Annotated in this window: 15 protein-coding genes and 2 tRNA genes; 5 read left to right on the top strand and 12 right to left on the bottom strand. The window is 59.2% G+C overall.

Going from position 1 to position 18,496, the window contains the following annotated elements; translation table 11 throughout:
• Positions 1–117 precede the first annotated feature (117 nt).
• The 5 genes from AC3ZVB_RS07300 (at position 118) to AC3ZVB_RS07280 (ending at position 3,388) form a co-directional block, all read left to right on the top strand.
• A tRNA-Leu gene (locus tag AC3ZVB_RS07300) sits at positions 118–204 on the top strand.
• A 166-nt stretch (positions 205–370) separates the two neighbouring features.
• Positions 371–457: transfer RNA gene (locus AC3ZVB_RS07295), tRNA-Leu, on the top strand.
• Between the two features lie 22 nt (positions 458–479).
• The gene (locus AC3ZVB_RS07290; protein WP_490146178.1) at positions 480–800 is read left to right on the top strand and encodes a hypothetical protein; all 321 of its coding nucleotides are present in this window, start codon (positions 480–482) and stop codon (positions 798–800) included.
• Positions 801–812: 12 nt separating this feature from the next.
• Positions 813–1,823, top strand: a complete 1,011-nt coding sequence (locus tag AC3ZVB_RS07285) for an extracellular solute-binding protein (protein WP_194691580.1) — start codon at positions 813–815, stop codon at positions 1,821–1,823.
• Positions 1,823–3,388 carry an ABC transporter permease gene (locus AC3ZVB_RS07280; protein ID WP_162437105.1) on the top strand — a complete coding sequence of 522 codons (1,566 nt, stop codon included), beginning with the start codon at positions 1,823–1,825 and terminating at the stop codon, positions 3,386–3,388. The genes AC3ZVB_RS07285 and AC3ZVB_RS07280 overlap by 1 nt, the downstream gene beginning before the upstream one ends.
• Before the next feature lie 74 nt (positions 3,389–3,462).
• Here the strand turns inward: AC3ZVB_RS07280 and AC3ZVB_RS07275 are convergent, their stop codons facing one another.
• From AC3ZVB_RS07275 to AC3ZVB_RS07220, 12 genes are all read right to left on the bottom strand, one after another.
• Entirely contained in the window at positions 3,463–5,397 is a 1,935-nt protein-coding gene (locus AC3ZVB_RS07275; RefSeq protein ID WP_490146177.1) for a methyl-accepting chemotaxis protein, read from the bottom strand.
• A 138-nt stretch (positions 5,398–5,535) separates the two neighbouring features.
• Positions 5,536–6,825 carry an adenylosuccinate synthase gene (locus tag AC3ZVB_RS07270; protein ID WP_162437107.1) on the bottom strand — a complete coding sequence of 430 codons (1,290 nt, stop codon included), beginning with the start codon at positions 6,823–6,825 and terminating at the stop codon, positions 5,536–5,538.
• Between the two features lie 54 nt (positions 6,826–6,879).
• Positions 6,880–8,067: an ATP phosphoribosyltransferase regulatory subunit gene (locus tag AC3ZVB_RS07265; RefSeq protein ID WP_194691583.1), complete on the bottom strand. Its 1,188-nt coding sequence runs from the start codon at positions 8,065–8,067 to the stop codon at positions 6,880–6,882.
• A 315-nt stretch (positions 8,068–8,382) separates the two neighbouring features.
• Complete coding sequence (gene hflC, locus AC3ZVB_RS07260) at positions 8,383–9,252, bottom strand: protease modulator HflC (RefSeq protein ID WP_194691584.1); 870 nt, start codon at positions 9,250–9,252, stop codon at positions 8,383–8,385.
• Positions 9,252–10,427 (bottom strand): FtsH protease activity modulator HflK, encoded by a 1,176-nt coding sequence (gene hflK / locus AC3ZVB_RS07255; protein ID WP_194691585.1) that lies wholly within the window; start codon positions 10,425–10,427, stop codon positions 9,252–9,254. The genes hflC and hflK overlap by 1 nt, the downstream gene beginning before the upstream one ends.
• Before the next feature lie 96 nt (positions 10,428–10,523).
• Positions 10,524–11,825 (bottom strand): ribosome rescue GTPase HflX, encoded by a 1,302-nt coding sequence (gene hflX / locus AC3ZVB_RS07250; protein ID WP_162437111.1) that lies wholly within the window; start codon positions 11,823–11,825, stop codon positions 10,524–10,526.
• Positions 11,826–11,837: 12 nt separating this feature from the next.
• Positions 11,838–12,098 carry an RNA chaperone Hfq gene (hfq, locus tag AC3ZVB_RS07245; protein ID WP_007902656.1) on the bottom strand — a complete coding sequence of 87 codons (261 nt, stop codon included), beginning with the start codon at positions 12,096–12,098 and terminating at the stop codon, positions 11,838–11,840.
• 95 nt (positions 12,099–12,193) lie between these two features.
• Positions 12,194–13,165, bottom strand: a complete 972-nt coding sequence (gene miaA, locus AC3ZVB_RS07240; RefSeq protein ID WP_162437170.1) for a tRNA (adenosine(37)-N6)-dimethylallyltransferase MiaA — start codon at positions 13,163–13,165, stop codon at positions 12,194–12,196.
• Complete coding sequence (gene mutL, locus AC3ZVB_RS07235) at positions 13,165–15,078, bottom strand: DNA mismatch repair endonuclease MutL (RefSeq protein WP_490146176.1); 1,914 nt, start codon at positions 15,076–15,078, stop codon at positions 13,165–13,167. Before mutL ends, miaA begins: the two co-directional genes overlap by 1 nt.
• Positions 15,075–16,502, bottom strand: a complete 1,428-nt coding sequence (locus tag AC3ZVB_RS07230) for an N-acetylmuramoyl-L-alanine amidase (protein ID WP_490146175.1) — start codon at positions 16,500–16,502, stop codon at positions 15,075–15,077. Before AC3ZVB_RS07230 ends, mutL begins: the two co-directional genes overlap by 4 nt.
• Complete coding sequence (tsaE, locus tag AC3ZVB_RS07225) at positions 16,503–16,973, bottom strand: tRNA (adenosine(37)-N6)-threonylcarbamoyltransferase complex ATPase subunit type 1 TsaE (RefSeq protein ID WP_162437114.1); 471 nt, start codon at positions 16,971–16,973, stop codon at positions 16,503–16,505. It lies immediately after the preceding gene.
• Positions 16,961–18,460 (bottom strand): NAD(P)H-hydrate dehydratase, encoded by a 1,500-nt coding sequence (locus AC3ZVB_RS07220; RefSeq protein ID WP_490146174.1) that lies wholly within the window; start codon positions 18,458–18,460, stop codon positions 16,961–16,963. Before AC3ZVB_RS07220 ends, tsaE begins: the two co-directional genes overlap by 13 nt.
• Between the last annotated feature and the right edge of the window lie 36 nt (positions 18,461–18,496).

The following is an 18,496-nucleotide window of genomic DNA, read 5'->3' as shown; positions in this document are numbered from 1 at the left end:
AAACTGATTTGAATGCCGCTGGTAATATTTTGCAGGTTTTTTTGCTGCCAGGGGTTTACAGTTAAAAAGACGCTCCGTATAGTGCGCGCCATCGACGACGGAGACGTTGCCGATACTGCCCAGATGGTGAAATTGGTAGACACGCCAGCTTCAGGTGCTGGTGACCGCAAGGTCGTGGAAGTTCGAGTCTTCTTCTGGGCACCAATTTCGAGCTTGAGATTAGATCAATTTCAAGGCTCGCACAAAAACCCGCGAAAGCGGGTTTTTTGCATTCCAAGCCCCTGATTTATTAAAACTAAATCAGGGGTTTACAGATCAAAAAGCTCTCCGTATAGTGCGCCACATCAACAGCGGCAACGCTGAAGATTATGCCCAGATGGTGAAATTGGTAGACACGCCAGCTTCAGGTGCTGGTGACCGCAAGGTCGTGGAAGTTCGAGTCTTCTTCTGGGCACCAATTCAAATTCAAGGTTACGGCCTTGGATTTCACAGAAACCCGCGAAAGCGGGTTTTTGCGTTTCTGGCTTTCAAAAATCAATCCCCCTCTTAACAAACACACGACCTGTAGCAGCTGGCGAAGCCTGCGTCCGGCTGCAAAGCAGTCGTTTAATCAGGCGATGCGTAGCTTCAGGAAATCCGTGCATTCAGGATTTACGACCGCTTCGCAGCCGGACGCAGGCTTCGCCAGCTGCTACAGGTGCTGTGCCGGGTGCTTTAGCGAAGACTTCTCGACCCCGCAAGGCGCACTTGAGAAACAATATCGTTTATCATTGTTACAAGTTTTTGCAATGCGACAGTGAGGAACCCTGCGAATGATGTTTCGAAATACCCTGCGCCGCGGCTTGACCATCACCCTGCTCGGCCTGGCAATCGCCACTCCCCTCACCCAGGCAGCTGATCCGGTCTCCCTGACGCTCTACAACGGACAACACAAGGAAGTTGGCGATGCCGTTGCCAAAGCCTTTGAGGCCAAGACCGGCATTCACGTCAACGTGCGTAAGGGCAGCAGCAACCAGCTCGCCAGCCAGGTTGTCGAGGAAGGTGATCGCTCCCCTGCCGACGTGATCTACACCGAAGAATCCCCACCCCTGAATAAACTTGGCGAACAAGGCGTATTGGCCCAGACCGATGCCGCTACCCTCGCCGTCCTGCCCAAAGATTATGTCGCCGCCAATGGCACCTGGATTGGTGTTACCGCCCGCGTCCGCGTCGTCGCGTACAACCCCAAGCTGATCGATGAAAAAGACCTGCCGAAATCGGTCATGGAGTTTTCCGATCCGAAATGGCAAGGCAAGGTCGGTTTCGTGCCCACCAGCGGCGCGTTCCAGGAACAAGCGGTAGCAATCATCAAAGTGCACGGCATGGATGCGGCCGAGGAATGGCTGACGGGGCTGCGTGCGTTCGGCAAGACCTACAGCAACAACATGGTCGCACTCAAGGCCGTCGAGAATGGCGAAGTCGCCACGGTACTGGTGAACAACTACTACTGGTTCGCCCTGCAACGCGAAAAAGGTCAGCTCGATTCGAAACTGCATTATTTCACCGGCGGCGACGTCGGCGGCCTGATCACTGTTTCCAGCGCCGCGGTATTGAAGTCCAGCAAACATCCAAAAGAAGCCCAGCAATTGCTCGCCTACATGGCCAGCGAAGAAGGGCAGCGCGTGATCACTCAAACAACTGCCGAGTATCCGCTGCACAAAGGCATGGAATCGGATCGCGGCCTCAAGCCGTTCAGTGAACTGGAAGCACCTAAAGTCACCCCCGCCGACCTCGGCAACGCTGAAGAAGCTCTGGACCTGGAACGTGACGTTGGCTTGAACTGATGAGCGCATCGTTATCCGCCCCCGCCTCGCGCGGGGGTTACGTGCCGCGACGCAAGCGCCCGTCGATCTGGCTGTTGCTGCCGGTTTTGCTATTGGTGGTTCTCAGCCTGCTGCCGCTTGCCTATGTCGCACTCAAGACCTGGCAGGCGGGCTGGGCAGAAGCGCTGCATCTGCTGTGGCGGCCCTATGTGTTTGGCCTGTTGCGCAATACGCTGGCGCTGATGATCGGCGTTACTTTCGCCTGCGGCGTCATCGGCCTGTCATTGGCATGGCTGCTGGAGCGCAGCGATCTTCGTGGACGGCGAGTTTGGGGAGTCATCCTGTGTTTGCCGTTCGCGGTACCGGCGTTTGTCAGCAGTTTTACCTGGGTATCCCTGAGCGCCAACTTCGAAGGGCTGGGCGGGGCAATCCTGGTGATGACGCTGTCCAAGTACCCGCTGATATTTCTGCCGGTCGCTGCAACCCTGCGAAATCTGGACCCTTCTCTGGAAGAGTCCGCACGCACGCTGGGCCAGAACCGTTGGGGTGTATTTTTCAGGGTGACCCTGCCACTGCTTTGGCCGTCCTTGCTGGCCGGCTCGCTGCTGATCGCATTACACATGCTGGTCGAGTTCGGCGCTCTGTCGATCATCGGCCTGCAAACGTTCACTACCGCGATCTACCAGCAATTCGAACTGGAATTCAGCAACGCCAATGCCGCCATGCTCTCTGCAGTGCTGCTGGCGCTATGCCTGATCCTGCTGTGGCTGGAACTTCGGGTACGCGGCAAAGGCCGGCATGTGCGTACCGGCCAAGGCGCCGCGCGACGTGCTGAGCAGGTACGCCTGGGACCTTGGGCGCTGGGGGGCCAGGCTTATTGCCTGGCATTGGCAATCATCGGCAGCGGCATCCCGCTGGGAATGCTCGCGTATTGGCTGGCGGTAGGTTCTTCAGCAGCCTTCCCGGTGGCTGCGATCAGTGAAGCATTGCTGTCGTCACTGGCACTCTCGTTGGGTGGTGCAGCGTTGTGCCTCGTGCTCGCGGTGCCTGTGGGGCTATTGGTTGTGCGCTATAAAGGCCAACTGGCGATTTGGGCCGAACGGCTGCCGTACTTGCTGCATGCCCTGCCTGGCCTGGTGATTGCCCTGACGCTGGTGTATTTCGCCCTGCACTATGTGCCAGTTCTGTATCAAACGTCGGCGCTGTTGCTGATCGCCTATGCGCTGCTGTTCCTGCCTCTGGCGCAGGCGCCGATTCGCACGGCACTGAACAAGGCAGCACCACAATTGGAGGAGGCCGCCCGCACGCTGGGGGCGTCATCTTTCAGTGCATTCTGCCGGGTGACCTTGCCCATTATTTTCCCGGCACTGGGCGCGGCGTTTGCCTTGGTGTTTCTGGATGCGATGAAGGAACTGACGGCGACGCTGCTTTTAAGTCCTACCGGCCTTAATACACTGGCGACGGAAGTCTGGGCGCATACGGCCAATGTGGAGTTCGCGGCGGCGGCGCCGTATGCGGCGTTGTTGATTCTGGTTTCCGGACTACCGGTTTATCTGCTGACGACACGGATGTATTTGAGCCGCTAAAAGATCGCAGCCTGCAGCAGCCCCTACAGGATGCTCACCCTGTAGGAGCTGGCGCAGGCTGTGATCTTTTGATCTTAAGCCCTGAACTGCCCCAGGCTCGCCTTCAGCTGCGCCGCCAACCCATCCAGCACCTTGCCGCTGGCCGTGGTTTCCACCACCGCCTGCGCCGCCTTCTCAGCCTGCGCATGAATGGTCTCGACACGTCCGCGCACAGCCTGCGCACCTTGCGCCTGATGCGCTGCTGCTTGTGTCGCCAGGCCAATCGCCGCATGCACCTGCTCGACCGACGTCTGCACCGACTGCTGCAAGCGCGCACTGTCACGCAGCACCAGCAACCCTTCATTGGCCTGACGCCCGGCCTGGCCGATCGCTGCGACCGCCTCACGCGCACCTTGCTGCAAGGCTACGATGTGCGCCTGGATATCCCCCGTGGAGCTCTGCGTCTTGCTCGCCAGTGCGCGCACTTCGTCAGCCACCACCGCAAATCCGCGACCGGTTTCACCCGCGCGCGCCGCCTCGATGGCCGCGTTCAATGCCAGCAGGTTGGTCTGCTCGGCGATCCCATGAATGACCGTCAGCACCACTTCAATTTGTTCGCTTTGTTGCGCCAGTCGCTCGATGACTTTCGCACCGGTATCGACCTGCTCCGCCAACGCCTCGATCAGACCGCCGACTTTCGCCGAAGTCCGGGTGTTTTCATCCGTCGCCGAACGAATGTCCACCACCTGCTGCAAGGCAGCCTGCATGGCATGACTTTCAGACTGGGCATCGTCGGCCATCTGCGACAGCGCACGCAGACTCTCAGCCACCTCATCACGCTGCATGCCCGCCGCCGCATCCGCACCGGCGTTGCGCAAGGTCATCGCGCCGATCTCGACACCGGTACGCTGCGCCACGTCGCCTGCTTCGCGCACAATCGGCTGCAACTTATCCACAAAGCGATTGACCGCCGAAGCCATGTCGCCGATCTCGTCCTTGCTGTTGATTTGCACACGCTTGGTCAGATCACCCTCACCTGCCGCGAGGTCATCCATGGCAGCAATCAACAGCTTCAAGCGATTGACCACGCGACGACCCAGAACGACCGCAAGCAACAGCAACACACCAAAACCAACCACCGCCAGGCTCATGCCGATGCGCCAACGCAATGTCGACGCAGCCTCTTGCACGGTGTTGGTGGTGTTGGCTTTCATGTCTGATGCAGTGGATTGCGCCGACTGCAGACGCGCACGCATTGCCGTTGCGCTGTCAGCAGCTGCGCCCTTGAGACTGTCGGCGACCAGTTGATCGCTACTGGCGATCAGGGCCGAGAAGCGCTTGTCCAGGGCCGCCAGATCGGTTTCCACCGAGGCGGTCGAGACACCCATCAAGACTTTCCCGATCTCGACGCCGTTAGGGCTGATCGAGGCTTCGAGGTAGTAGACCGACGGGTCGTTCTTCGCCGCATCCAGCACTTTGTCCAGCGCCCGCTCGCCCTGACCTTTTTCCAGAAGGGCCTTGTTAATCGGATTTTCCCGGTTCAGATAACGCGTCAAATGCTGACCCGTCGCGTCGTCGTAGACCACGAACAACACGTTAGGATTACGCTGAGCCCGACGGGCAAATTCGGAGAGCGTTGGAACGTCGCTGTCCCACATGGCACGAGGTGCTACCGAGGCCAGCAACTGCGCCATGTCGTTCGCCGAATCTTTTAAATCCTTTTCCAGCGTCGCACGCAGTTGGGCCTGCTCTTCCTCCAGCTTCGAAGACAATCCGGCCGTCAGACGCTGACGCGTACTGGTCGACAAACTTTCGAGACTCGACGTGACTTCACGCCCGGCCTGCTCAAGTTCGCCGGACAGTTTTTGACTGTCCGCCCCCAGGCGTACACCCAGGTCAGCTTCCAGCGCAGTCACCGTGCTCCGCGTCAGAGCAACAGCAACCAGCACTTGCACCAAAAGGGCGATACCGAGGGTAACGAACACAGGCCGCAACAAACGGCTTTGTAACAGTGAGAGAACGGCTGACACAGGAAAGCCCTCTGTATTGACGCCATTAAATTGATGGCACGCCAGAAAAGGTATTCACAGCAAAGGTCATGCCGCCCGGAGGGCAGAAACGACAAAGGCCCCAATTAAGGGGCCTTTGTGTTTTACATCAATAACTTATTAAGCGAACGGATGACGCAGAACGATGGTTTCGTTGCGGTCCGGGCCCGTCGAAATAATGTCGATCGGCGCGCCGATCAGTTCTTCAACGCGTTTGATGTAAGCACGAGCGTTGGCTGGCAGCTCTTCCAGGGTTTTGGCACCCACGGTCGATTCGGTCCAGCCCGGCACTTCTTCGTACACAGGCTGCAGGCCTACGTAGCTGTCAGCATCAGTCGGAGCAATGTCCTTACCCTCTGCATCTTTGTAGCCGACACAGATGTTGATGGTTTCCAGACCGTCGAGTACGTCCAGCTTGGTCAGGCAGATGCCCGAGATGCTGTTCACATCGATAGCGCGACGCAGGATTACGGCGTCGAACCAGCCACAACGACGAGCACGACCGGTAGTCGCACCGAACTCGTGACCTTGTTTGGCCAGGTGCGCACCGACTGCGTCGAACAGCTCAGTCGGGAACGGCCCCGAACCTACACGCGTGGTGTAAGCCTTGGTGATGCCCAGAATGTAGTCCAGGAACATAGGACCCACACCCGAACCGGTAGCAACGCCGCCAGCAGTGGTGTTAGAGCTGGTCACGTACGGGTAGGTACCGTGGTCGATGTCCAGCAACGAGCCCTGGGCGCCTTCGAACATGATGTCTTTGCCAGCGCGACGCAGGTCGTGCAGCTCGGCAGTCACGTCGAGCATCAGCGGCTTGAGCAGCTCAGCGTATTCCTTGCACTCGGCCAGGGTCTTGTCGAATTCAATGGCTGGCTCTTTGTAGTAACCCACCAGCATGAAGTTGTGGTAATCCACCAGTTCACGCAGCTTGTCTTCAAAGCGCGGCATGTTGAGCAGGTCGCCAACACGCAGGCCACGACGCGCAACCTTGTCTTCGTATGCCGGGCCGATACCGCGACCGGTAGTACCGATCTTCAGCTCGCCACGGGCCTTTTCACGCGCCTGGTCCAGCGCAACGTGGAACGACAGGATCAGCGGGCAGGACGGGCTGATACGCAGGCGCTCGCGCACCGGTACGCCTTTCTCTTCCAGCTTGGTGATCTCGCGCAGCAGAGCATCAGGTGCAACCACCACGCCGTTGCCGATCAGGCATTGCACGCCTTCGCGCAGCACACCCGACGGGATCAGGTGCAAAACGGTTTTCTCGCCGTCGATCACCAAGGTGTGACCAGCGTTGTGGCCACCTTGGTAGCGCACTACGGCGGCAGCATGTTCGGTCAGCAGATCAACGATCTTGCCTTTGCCCTCATCACCCCATTGGGTGCCCAGGACTACGACATTCTTACCCATAACACTTGTCCTCATTCGCGCAAACTTGGTGCCGGCGGCGGCCGGCAGGAAAACTCAAGAAGCCAGTGGCGATAGTTGCCAAAGCCCGTTCTGCTGAATCAATTGCCGGTCGCAGTCCGCTTCACGGGCGGCGGCCAAAGGTTGCCCAGGCAAGGCCTGAACGACACGCTGACCCTCACTGCGCAACTGGCAAACCTGCTGCCAGAGTGCCGCATCCGTACTGTCAGGCATCCAGATACCGCCAGACGGTAACTTGATCTCAGCACGCCCCAGGGTCACCAGGGTTTTCAAATCGGTGGAGAAACCGGTTGCCGGACGAGCGCGACCGAAGTCGGCGCCGATGTCGTCGTAACGACCGCCCTGGGCAATGGACTGGCCAACACCCGGTACGAACACCGCGAACACCACACCGGTGTGGTAGTGGTAGCCGCGCAACTCGCCCAGGTCGAAGTAAAGCGGTAATTCCGGGAAGCGCGTGGACAGTCGCTCGGCAATGGCCAGCAAATCATCCAGTGCTGCCAGAACAGGCGCCGGTGCATTGGCCAGGCGTTCACGGGCAGCGTCCAGCACTTCACGACCGCCACACAGGTCAACCAACGCTCGCAGCATGCCTGACAGATCGGCGGGCAAGCCTTCGGTCAAGGTAATGACCTCATCGATGGCCTTGCGTTGCAATGCGTCAAACAGCTGCTGTTCCACTTCACCGGACAAACCGGCAGCGCGGGCCAGGCCACGGTAGATACCGACATGACCGAGGTCCATGTGCACATCCGGCACGTCGGCCAGTTGCAGCATGGCCAGCATCAGGCTGATGACTTCCACATCGCTGCTCGGACTGCCATCGCCGTACAACTCGGCACCCAATTGAATCGGGCTACGCGAGGACGACAAGGCGCGCGGCTGCGCATGCAGCACGCTACCTGCATAGCACAGGCGGCTTGGGCCTTCGCGTCGCAGGGTGTGCGCATCGATGCGCGCAACCTGCGGCGTGATGTCCGCCCGGAAACCCATCTGCCGACCCGATTGCGGATCGATAACCTTGAAGGTACGCAGATCAAGGTCCGAGCCCGCGCCGGTCAGCAGGGATTCCAGGTACTCGATATGGGGGGTCACGACAAACTCGTAACCCCAGCTCTGGAACAGATCCAACACCTGACGGCGCGCTACTTCGATGCGCGCCGCTTCTGGTGGCAGTACTTCTTCGATGCCATCTGGCAGCAGCCAGCGGTCTACCGTTGCCATTACGCCATTCCCCTATGATCCGGGCGGCCAGCCTTGGGGCGAGCCTTGAGTGAAGCAGAAAGTGCCTGGCCCATGCACACAAACTTCGCGCATGAACGACGTGGCAAAAAGCCTTGAACCGGCTTCGCCAATCACTTTCCTCGAAAAATCTTTCGAGTCATTCAACTCGGTCGCCTGCATAAAAACAGCAATCAAACATGCAGACGCAAAAAAGCCGGGAATTTCCCGGCTGCCGCATCATACACACGTTTTCCCAAAGGATCACCCCGCCAGAGGCTTTAGCCGCCCGGCGGGATGAATCAGGTCAACGGTGCATCAAGGTTTGGCTTTTTCCAGGTAACGGAAGAAGTCGCTGCTTGGGTCGAGGACCATGACGTCGGATTTGTTCGCGAAGCTTTCACGGTAGGCTCGCAGGCTACGATAGAAACCGTAGAACTCCTGATCCTGACCGTAGGCCTTGGAGTAGATCGCAGCAGCCTGGGCATCACCGTCACCGCGAACCTCTTCAGATTCACGATAGGCTTCAGCCAGCAGCACGCGGCGTTGACGATCGGCGTCGGCACGAATGCCTTCTGCCAGCTCGTTACCCTTGGCGCGGTGCTCGCGAGCTTCACGCTCACGCTCGGAACTCATGCGCTCGAACACGCTGCGGTTCACTTCTTTCGGCAGATCGATAGCCTTGACCCGAACATCGACAACTTCGATGCCCAGCTCTTTCTCAGCCATCTTGTTCAGCGACGCGGTGATGTCGGACATCAGTGCATCACGCTCACCAGAAACAACCTCGTGCAGCGTACGCTTACCGAACTGGTCACGAAGACCCGATTCCAGACGACGGGACAGACGTTCGTCGGCGATTTGCTTGAGGCCGGAAGTTGCGGTGTAGAAGCGCTCGGCATCTTTCACGCGCCACTTGGCGTAGGCATCGACCATAACGGCTTTCTTTTCCAGCGTCAGGAAGCGTTGCGTCGGTGCGTCCAGCGTCATCAGGCGTGCGTCGAATTTACGCACCTGGTTAACGTAAGGCACTTTCACATGCAGGCCCGGCTGAACATCAGCCTGGACCACGCGACCGAACTGCAGCAACACCGCACGCTCGGTCTGAGCGACGATGTAGAAGCAGTTCCAGGCAGCGATCGCCACGACGACGGCGACAATAAGGGCGATCAGCGATTTATTGCTCATCAGCGACTCTCCCTGGTACGTGCTTGCTGTTGCTGCAGATCAGCTGCCGCACGCGCATTCGCTTCATTGCTGGTGGCTGCCGCACCCGTTACCGGGGCGCTGGTAGTGCTGCGGCCACTGTCGATCATCTTGTCCAGCGGCAAGTACAGCAGATTGCTCTGGCCATTCTTGTTGCCGGTCACGAGAACCTTGCTGGTATTGCTGAAGACTTCCTGCATGGTGTCCAGGTACAGACGCTCGCGGGTGACCTCAGGTGCCTTGCGGTACTCACTCACCAGTTTGGTGAAGCGATCGGCCTCACCCTTGGCGCGCGAGACGGTTTCGTCACGGTAACCATTGGCATCCTCGAGGATGCGCTGGGCCTGACCACGTGCTTCCGGCACGACGCCGTTGGCGTAGGTTTCAGCCTGGTTGCGCGAACGCTGCTCGTCTTCACGGGCACGAATCACGTCATCGAAGGCTTCCTGCACTTCACGCGGTGCCGCTGCGCTCTGTACGTTGACCTGAGTGACGGTGATACCGGTGCGATAGGTATCCATGAAGCGTTGCAGACGCTCCTTGATTTCGCTGGCCATCAATTCACGACCTTCGGTCAGCACCTGGTCCATTGCGGTGGATCCCACCACGTGGCGCAAGGCGCTTTCAGTCGCGTGTTGCAGGCTGATTTCCGGCTGATCAACGCTCAGCACGAAGTCCTGCAGGTTGCTGATCTTGTACTGCACGGTCAGCGGAACTTCGACGATGTTCTCGTCTTCAGTCAGCATCTGACCTTGCTTGGTGTACGCACGCTCACGCGTGACGTTTTCAAGATACTTGCGATCGATCGGCGGGAAATAGATGTTCAGACCCGGGCCGACGGTCTCGTAGTACTTGCCGAAGCGCAGCACCACGGCTTGCTCCTGCTCGTCCACGACATAGACCGCGCTGTACAGCCACACGGCCGCCAGCACAACGAGAACGACGCCAAGAATGCCGCCGAAGCCGCCACCCTTGCCCGAACCACCGCCGTCATCACCACGTTTCTTACCACCACCGAACAACCCATTCAGGCTTTCCTGCAGCTTTCGGAAGGCCTCGTCGAGATCTGGTGGTCCCTTGCGGTCGCCGTTATTACGACGCTTGCCACCCCAAGGATCCTGATTATTCGAGTTGCCACCCGGCTCATTCCAAGCCATAGCGCTCTCCATCTGATAAAGCAAAGACGCACCCACGGCGCGCCGACCAATGCTACAGAATGCCTGTCACTGCGGCACAACCGCTTTCTCAGGCTTTTATTGCAAAGTGTGTTCCTCGATGAACTCTGTCGGTACAACGCCTTCGCGGCTAACCAGCCGGTTGAGCTCCGAGCGCGGCAATCGAACGGCCAGCAAGCTGACACCTTCTTCGTCGTGTTCTTCTTTCTGCACCGCTCCGAGTTCGAAGAACTGCGCACGCAGTCGAGCGAATCGTTGCGGCAAGCGCAAGGTACCGATGAATAACTCACTGCCCAGCAACTCGGCAATAGCTTGTTCAAGCAATTCCAGACCACTGCCATCACGCGCCGAAAGCCAGACCCGTTGAGGCTTGCCGTTTTCGTCGCGCTGGATTTGTGGCTCAACGCCTTCGAGCAAATCGAGTTTGTTATAGACCTCGAGGATCGGCAAGTCCTGGGCACCAATCTCGCCCAGCACCACCATCACTTGCTCGATCTGCAACATGCGATCCGGTTCGGCCGCATCGATAACGTGCAACAGCAGGTCGGAATTGCTCGACTCTTCGAGGGTAGACCGAAATGCCTCAACCAGCTTGTGGGGCAAGTGGCGAATGAAACCCACGGTGTCAGCCAGGACAATCGGCCCCAGGTCGTCCAGTTCCAGACGGCGCAAGGTCGGGTCCAGCGTGGCAAACAGCTGGTCGGCCGCGTACACGTCGGATTTCGTCACGTTATTGAAGAGCGTGGACTTGCCGGCGTTGGTGTACCCCACCAAAGACACGGTAGGAATATCCGCACGGGAACGGCCACGTCGCGACTGCTCTCGCTGGCTGCGCACTTTTTCCAGCCGGCCTTTGATTTGTCGCAGGCGAACCCGTAGCAAACGGCGGTCGGTTTCAAGCTGGGTTTCACCCGGGCCACGCATGCCGATACCACCACCTTGACGCTCAAGGTGAGTCCAGCCACGAACCAGCCGGGTGCTCATGTGGTCAAGCTGAGCCAGTTCAACCTGGAGCTTGCCTTCATGGGTACGGGCGCGCTGGGCGAAAATATCGAGAATCAGACCGGTGCGGTCAATCACGCGACACTCGAAAACACGTTCGAGGTTACGTTCCTGACTGGGCGTTAGCGTGTGATTGAAGATCACCAGGTCGGCTTCTTTAGCGTGAACCAGGTCACGCAGTTCCTCGACCTTGCCGCTACCGATTAGGAATTTGGCGGTTGGCCGATGACGCGGCACGTTAAAAAACGCAACGGTCTCGGCGCCGGCCGAATTAGCCAATTCCTGAAACTCCTGCGGATCTTCGCGCGCCTCAGGGTCCTGTCCATCCAAGTGAACGAGGATTACTCGCTCACCACCACCGTGGCGCTCAAAGAACAAAGGAGACTCCTATCAGGCGTTACCTGGCTCAGCGTCACCCGCTTCGGATTCGGTTGCGCTAGGCAGACGAATTGGACGAACAGGTACCACTGTAGAGATAGCGTGTTTATAAACCATCTGGCTAACGGTGTTTTTCAGCAGGATGACGAACTGGTCGAAGGACTCGATCGTGCCTTGCAGTTTGATCCCGTTGACCAGATAGATGGAAACCCCAACTTTCTCTTTACGTAAAGTATTCAGGTAAGGGTCTTGTAGCGAATGCCCTTTTGACATGTGCCGCACTCCTTTAAGGATTCAATATAAAAAAATAGGTAAACAGATGGCTTGTGGCCGTCACACCCCCAAGGATAGACGGCAATTGCAAGGACTCAGCTCAATATGGAGATGGTCCCCAAGTATTTCAAGGCGCGCGGCAGATTGTCGCAATCCAGGCTGTCCAACCAATGTAGATCAGCCCAACTGCGCAGCCAGGTGAACTGACGCTTCGCCAACTGGCGCGTGGCAATGATTCCACGTTCCTGCATCTCGGCTTGCGTCAGCTTGCCATCCAGGTAGTCCCAGACTTGTCGATAGCCAACTGCACGTATAGACGGCAACCCGGAATGCAGGTCACTTCGCTTACGCAGGGCTACGACCTCATCAATGAATCCCTGTTCCAACATTAACGTGAATCTTTGTTTAATTCGCTCATGCAGTACTTGGCGATTTGCCGGAGCAATGGCCAAGTTCGCGACAGTATAGGGCAATTGTTGACGCCCCGAAGCGGCTGCTTCAGTACTTTGCGCAGATTGTTGCAAGCGTAGCGCAGTCATGCTTTGACCGCTCACTCTGTAAACTTCCAGCGCGCGACTGAGGCGCTGCGGATCGTTCGGATGAATACGCGCAGCCGATTCCGGGTCGATCACCGCCAATTGATCGTGCAGGGCCTGCCAGCCAAGACGTGCAGCTTCTTCTTCGATCTGCGCGCGAACGTCTGGATCGGCGGCGGGCATGTCCGCCAGACCTTCGACCAACGCCTTGTAATAAAGCATCGTGCCGCCCACCAGCAGCGGAATTTTCCCGCGCGCGGTGATATCGGCCATGGCCTCAAGGGCATCTCGACGGAAATCCGCTGCAGAATAACTTTCGGCCGGGTCGAGAATATCGATCAGGCGATGTGGAAATTCGGCCAGAGTCTCTTTTGAAGGCTTGGCCGTACCGATATCCATACCGCGATAAACCAATGCCGAATCGACACTGATCAGCTCGCAGGGCAGAACGTTGGTCAGTTCGATGGCCAGATCGGTCTTACCCGCTGCAGTCGGGCCCATCAGGAAAATCGCAGGAGGGAGCTGATTCATCAACGACCGCGCAGAAACAGTTTGTCCAGATCGTCCAGTCCCAGTTGGGTCCAGGTCGGTCGGCCATGGTTGCATTGACCACTGCGCTCGGTGTTTTCCATATCGCGCAACAGACCGTTCATTTCCGGCACGGCCAGACGCCGATTCGCCCGAATTGCGCCGTGACAGGCCATCGTCCCGAGTAACTCGTTCAAATGCGCCTGAATCCGGTCACTGGTCCCGTAATCCATCAGGTCCGCCAGTACATCACTGACCAAACGGTTGGCTTCGGCTTGCTTGAGCAAGGCAGGAATCTGCCGAATGGCCAGCGTTTCCGGACCAAGGCGCTGCAGTTCGAAACCCAGGCGCTTGAACCAGTCGACATGCTCTTCGGCGCAATCGGCTTCACGCTGACTGACGGCCAAGGACTCCGGCACCAACAGCGGCTGACCACTCAAGCCTTCACTGGCCATGGCAATTTTCAGACGCTCGTACATGATCCGCTCGTGAGCGGCGTGCATGTCCACCAGCACCAGCCCTTGGGCGTTCTCGGAAAGGATGTAGATACCTTTGAGCTGCGCCAGCGCATAACCCAGCGGCGGAATATCATCCTGTCCGGCCGGCAACGCGGCGGCATTGGCTTCTGGCAGCGGCGCGAAAAACTCACGATAGGCCGCCTGGGCTTCGGCCACGGGCACGCCGGCGGATTGAGTCCGCGGCGTGTATTGATACTGGTAACCGGCCCCAGCGCCCGAGCCCGCAGGTGCATTGAACGACGGCTGAGCCTGGGGTTGCTCCAGCAACGCATTGGCTGCCAGGCGCATTTCGCCCTGGGGACCGAATTCTCCGGCATCGATGCCGGTCGGTCGAACAATAGCCGTGGCAACGGGGGCCGCCAGATGATCTTCCGGACGCACATCGCCCAGGGCGCGGTGCAAGGTGCCGTAAAGGAAATCGTGGACCATGCGCCCGTCACGGAAGCGCACTTCATGCTTGGTCGGGTGCACGTTGACGTCGACGCCCGCCGGATCGACTTCGAAAAACAGCACGAACGTCGGGTGCCGACCATTGAACAGCACATCGCGATAGGCCTGGCGCACGGCATGCGCCACCAGTTTGTCGCGCACTGCGCGCCCGTTCACAAAGAAATACTGCAAATCTGCCTGGCTGCGGTTGAACGTCGGCAACCCGACCCAACCCCACAAATGCAGGCCATTGCGCTCGATTTCGATCGGCAGTGCCTGCTCAAGGAAACCCGCACCGCAGATGGCAGCCACCCGCCGGGCACGGGCCGCATCATCGTGAGCCTCGTGCAGGCTGAGGATGGTCTTGCCGTTATGGCGCAGATGGAACGCCACGTCGAAGCGCGCCAGCGCCAAGCGCTTGATCACTTCTTGGAGATGATCGAATTCGGTTTTTTCAGTCTTGAGAAACTTGCGACGCGCCGGCGTGTTGAAAAACAGGTCACGCACTTCAACCGAGGTTCCCACCGGGTGAGCCGCCGGCTGCACGCGAGGCGCCATATCCCGGCCTTCGGTCTCGACTTGCCAGGCCTGATCGGCATCCTTGGTACGGGACGTGAGTGTCAGGCGCGCCACGGAACTGATGGACGCGAGGGCCTCACCGCGAAACCCGAGGCTCATGACCTGCTCGAGATCCTCCAGGTTGCGGATCTTGCTGGTGGCGTGACGGGCCAGGGCCAAGGGCAGATCATCTGCCGAAATGCCGCTGCCATCGTCGCGTACCCGCAACAACTTGACGCCACCGAGCTCGACGTCGACGTCGATGCGTTTGGCGCCAGAATCGAGACTGTTTTCCAGCAACTCCTTGATCACCGACGCCGGACGCTCGACCACCTCGCCAGCGGCAATCTGGTTCGCCAGCCGAGGGCTCAGCAGCTCGATGCGAGCACCGTTCGTCACCACCTGATTCATTCTTTGGCCGCCAGTTCGGTGCCAGGAATGGTCAGGTGTTGACCCGCTTTCAAGTCATCGCTCTTCAGGTTGTTGGCGCTGCGCAAGGTCGCCGGGGACACCTGGTAACGCACTGCAATCATCGCCAGCGTCTCGCCAGGGTTGACCCGATGATCCCGAGGACCTTGGGCAATCCCGCCGGAATCGCGCAGCCAGGCTATATAGGTGCCCGGCGGTGGATTCTGCTGGAAGAACTGGCGCACGCCGCTGCTGATGGAACGCGCGAGCGCCTGCTGATGGTTCGCTGCCGCGAGTTTCGAGGCTTCGTTGGCGTTGGAGATAAACCCGGTTTCCACGAGGATCGACGGGATGTCCGGGGATTTCAATACCATGAACCCGGCTTGTTCCACGCGCTGCTTGTGCAACGGCGTGACGCGGCCAATGTTGGTCAGGACCTTTTGGCCGACGTTCAGGCTGGAGGTCAGCGACGCGGTCATCGACAGGTCAAGCAATACGCCCGCCAGCATGCGGTCCTTGTCGTCGAGGCTGACGTTGCCGGCCCCGCCGATCAGGTCGGAACGGTTTTCGCTGTCGGCCAGCCAGCGCGCTGTCTCGGACGTGGCACCGCGATCAGACAAGGCGAACACCGATGCGCCGAAGGCCGCTGCAGAAGGTGCGGCATCGGCATGGATAGACACGAACAGGTCGGCGCCTTTTTTGCGCGCAATCTCGGTACGGCCGCGCAGCGGGATGAAGTAGTCGCCTGTACGGGTCAGTTCGGCGCGGAAACCTTTCATGCCGTTCACCTGACGTTGCAACTCACGTGCGATGGCCAGTACGACGTCTTTTTCGCGCTGACCGCGAGAACCCGACGCACCCGGGTCTTCGCCACCGTGACCGGCATCGATCACCACAATGATGTCGCGCTTGCCCGCAGGCGCAGGCGGCAATTTCACCGGCGGATCGATCGGCGTTACCGGGGCCGGGGCCACGGTAGCCACGTTGGTCGGTGCAGGGATTGGCGCGGCGTCGGCGGCGTCATCGAACAAGTCGACCACCAGGCGATTGCCGTACTGGGCATTCGGCGCCAGCGTGAAGCTTTTCGGTGTGACGGCTTTTTTCAGGTCGATGACCACCCGCAGGTCCGACGGCGTGCGTTGTGCCGAACGCATGGCGGTAATAGGTGTGTTCGACGTATTGACGTTGAGCGGCGCGCCGAGCGATGCGCCATTGATATCAATGACCAGTCGATCAGGGGCCGTCAGGGTGAAGACGCTGTGCTGGACAGGCCCGGTCAGGTCAAACACCAACCGTGTGTTATCCGGCGCCCGCCACAGGCGTACGCTATTGACCTTCGATTCGGCCACAGCGTTGACGGTTACCGCCAAAAGCAACAATCCTACGGCAGCTACCATCGCGCGAAAGCGCATACCTGACCCCATCATTTAATTGGATTCCAATGCCAAAGCGGCACACCACAACTCGCCACGCGAGCTCTGGGACACTATTTGCAGCGAACGGCCGCTGTCTTGCGGGCTAATGGTAATGGTCAGGTCGGGCTTTGGCAAAAAGCCTGCACCTTTACGGGGCCATTCAATCAGGCACAACGCATCATCTTCGAAGTAGTCACGAATGCCGAGGTATTCCAGTTCTTCGGGATCGACCAGTCTATACAGGTCAAAATGGAAGGCCCGGATGTCACTGATCTCGTAGGGCTCGACCAAAGTGAACGTCGGACTTTTTACCGCCCCCACATGCCCCAGCCCCCGAATGATGCCCCGGGACAGCGTGGTCTTGCCCGCGCCGAGATCGCCTTCGAGAAAAATCAGACCATGCCCTTCAGTGGTTTGTGCGATACGCGCCCCAAACGCGGTCATTGCTTCTTCATCAGCCAGGTACAGGGTTACTTCAGACACGGTGCTTGCTCCTCCAACAACTGACGAATGGCTGGAATCAGATCACTGGCCGCCAGCCCACGGCCAAATTCCCCTTCTCGCGCGCCGGCATTGGCGTGTAGCCACACCCCCAGGCAAGCGGCGTCGAACGTGTCCATGCCTTGCGCAAGCAATGCGCCAACCAGCCCCGCCAGCACGTCGCCCAGTCCAGCAGTGGCCATGGCCGGATGACCCTGATGACACAGCGCCAATCGCCCATCGGGACTGGCAATCAGGCTGCCGGCCCCCTTGAGCACCACTACCGCTGTATATTTTTTGCTCAACGCATGGGCCGCCGCAGGGCGGTCTGCCTGAACCTGCGCAGTCGTGATACCCAGCAACCGCGCCGCTTCCCCCGGATGCGGCGTGATCACACACCCCTTGGGCAAACTCACCTGTGCTTCAGCCAGCATGTTCAGCGCATCAGCGTCCCAAACCTGCGGCAGCGGCGCATTGGCCGCCACTGACAAAAGACTGCGCCCCCAGGAAGCCTGCCCCAAGCCCGGCCCGACGACCAACACAGAAACCTTCTGCAGCAACCCCATCAGCTGATTGGCGGAAGAAGTCCCCAGCACCATGGCCTCGGGAATTCTGGCCAGCGCCGCAGGCACGTGCTCGCTGCGAGTGGCCACGGAGACCATGCCCGCGCCGCTGCGCAACGCACTTTGCGCGCTCAACAGGATTGCCCCGCCGAAGCCATGATCACCGCCGATCAGCAGTACATGACCGAATTTACCTTTATGCGAAGCGGGCGCCCTGGCCACCAGACGCGGGAGATTGCCAGCCGTCAGTCGTCGAGCGCTGGCATCCGCCTGTTTAATTAACTGCGGGTCAGCCTGCAAATCGTTGAACACCAACGCACCTACGCAATCCGCCGCGTCACCGGTGAACAACCCGAGCTTCAAACCGATGAACGTTACCGTCAGGTCGGCTCGCACCGCATCACCGAGAATGCGCCCGGTATCTGCACACAGGCCCGAAGGGATATCTACTGCTGCCACCGGCAGACCGCTGGCATTGATCGCGGTGATCGCGCTGGCGTAGGGCTCGCGCACATCACCCGTCAGACCGGTGCCCAGCAAGGCATCCAGCACAATACCGCGCAAGGGCGAATGCGGATTCCAAGCTTCGATGGTCACTTTATCGGACACGGCTTCGGCATGAGCCAACGCCGCATCGCCCTGCAAACGCTGGGGTTCACCGACGGCCAACACCCGCACTGCCCAGCCGGCGCGCTGGGCAAGTACCGCGACCAGATAACCATCGCCCGCATTGTTGCCATGCCCGGCCAGCACGCTTAACGTGTCCGCCGTCGGCCATTGACGCACCAGTGCACGCCAGGTCGCGTGCGCCGCTCGGTGCATCAATTCGAAGCCCGATGTGCCTGCCGCTATCAGGCTCGCATCGAGCCCTCGCACTTGCGCGGCACTGTACAGCGCGTCGGGTAAATCATCTTTAGTGTGCGGCATGCGTCTTCAGGCTCCGATGTCTGGCAGAATTATACG

The sequence above is a fragment of the Pseudomonas sp. MDV22-iso1 genome, assembly GCF_058145095.1.
Note: the sequence above shows the minus strand (reverse complement) of the source record. Positions and strands in the feature narration are given on the sequence as shown.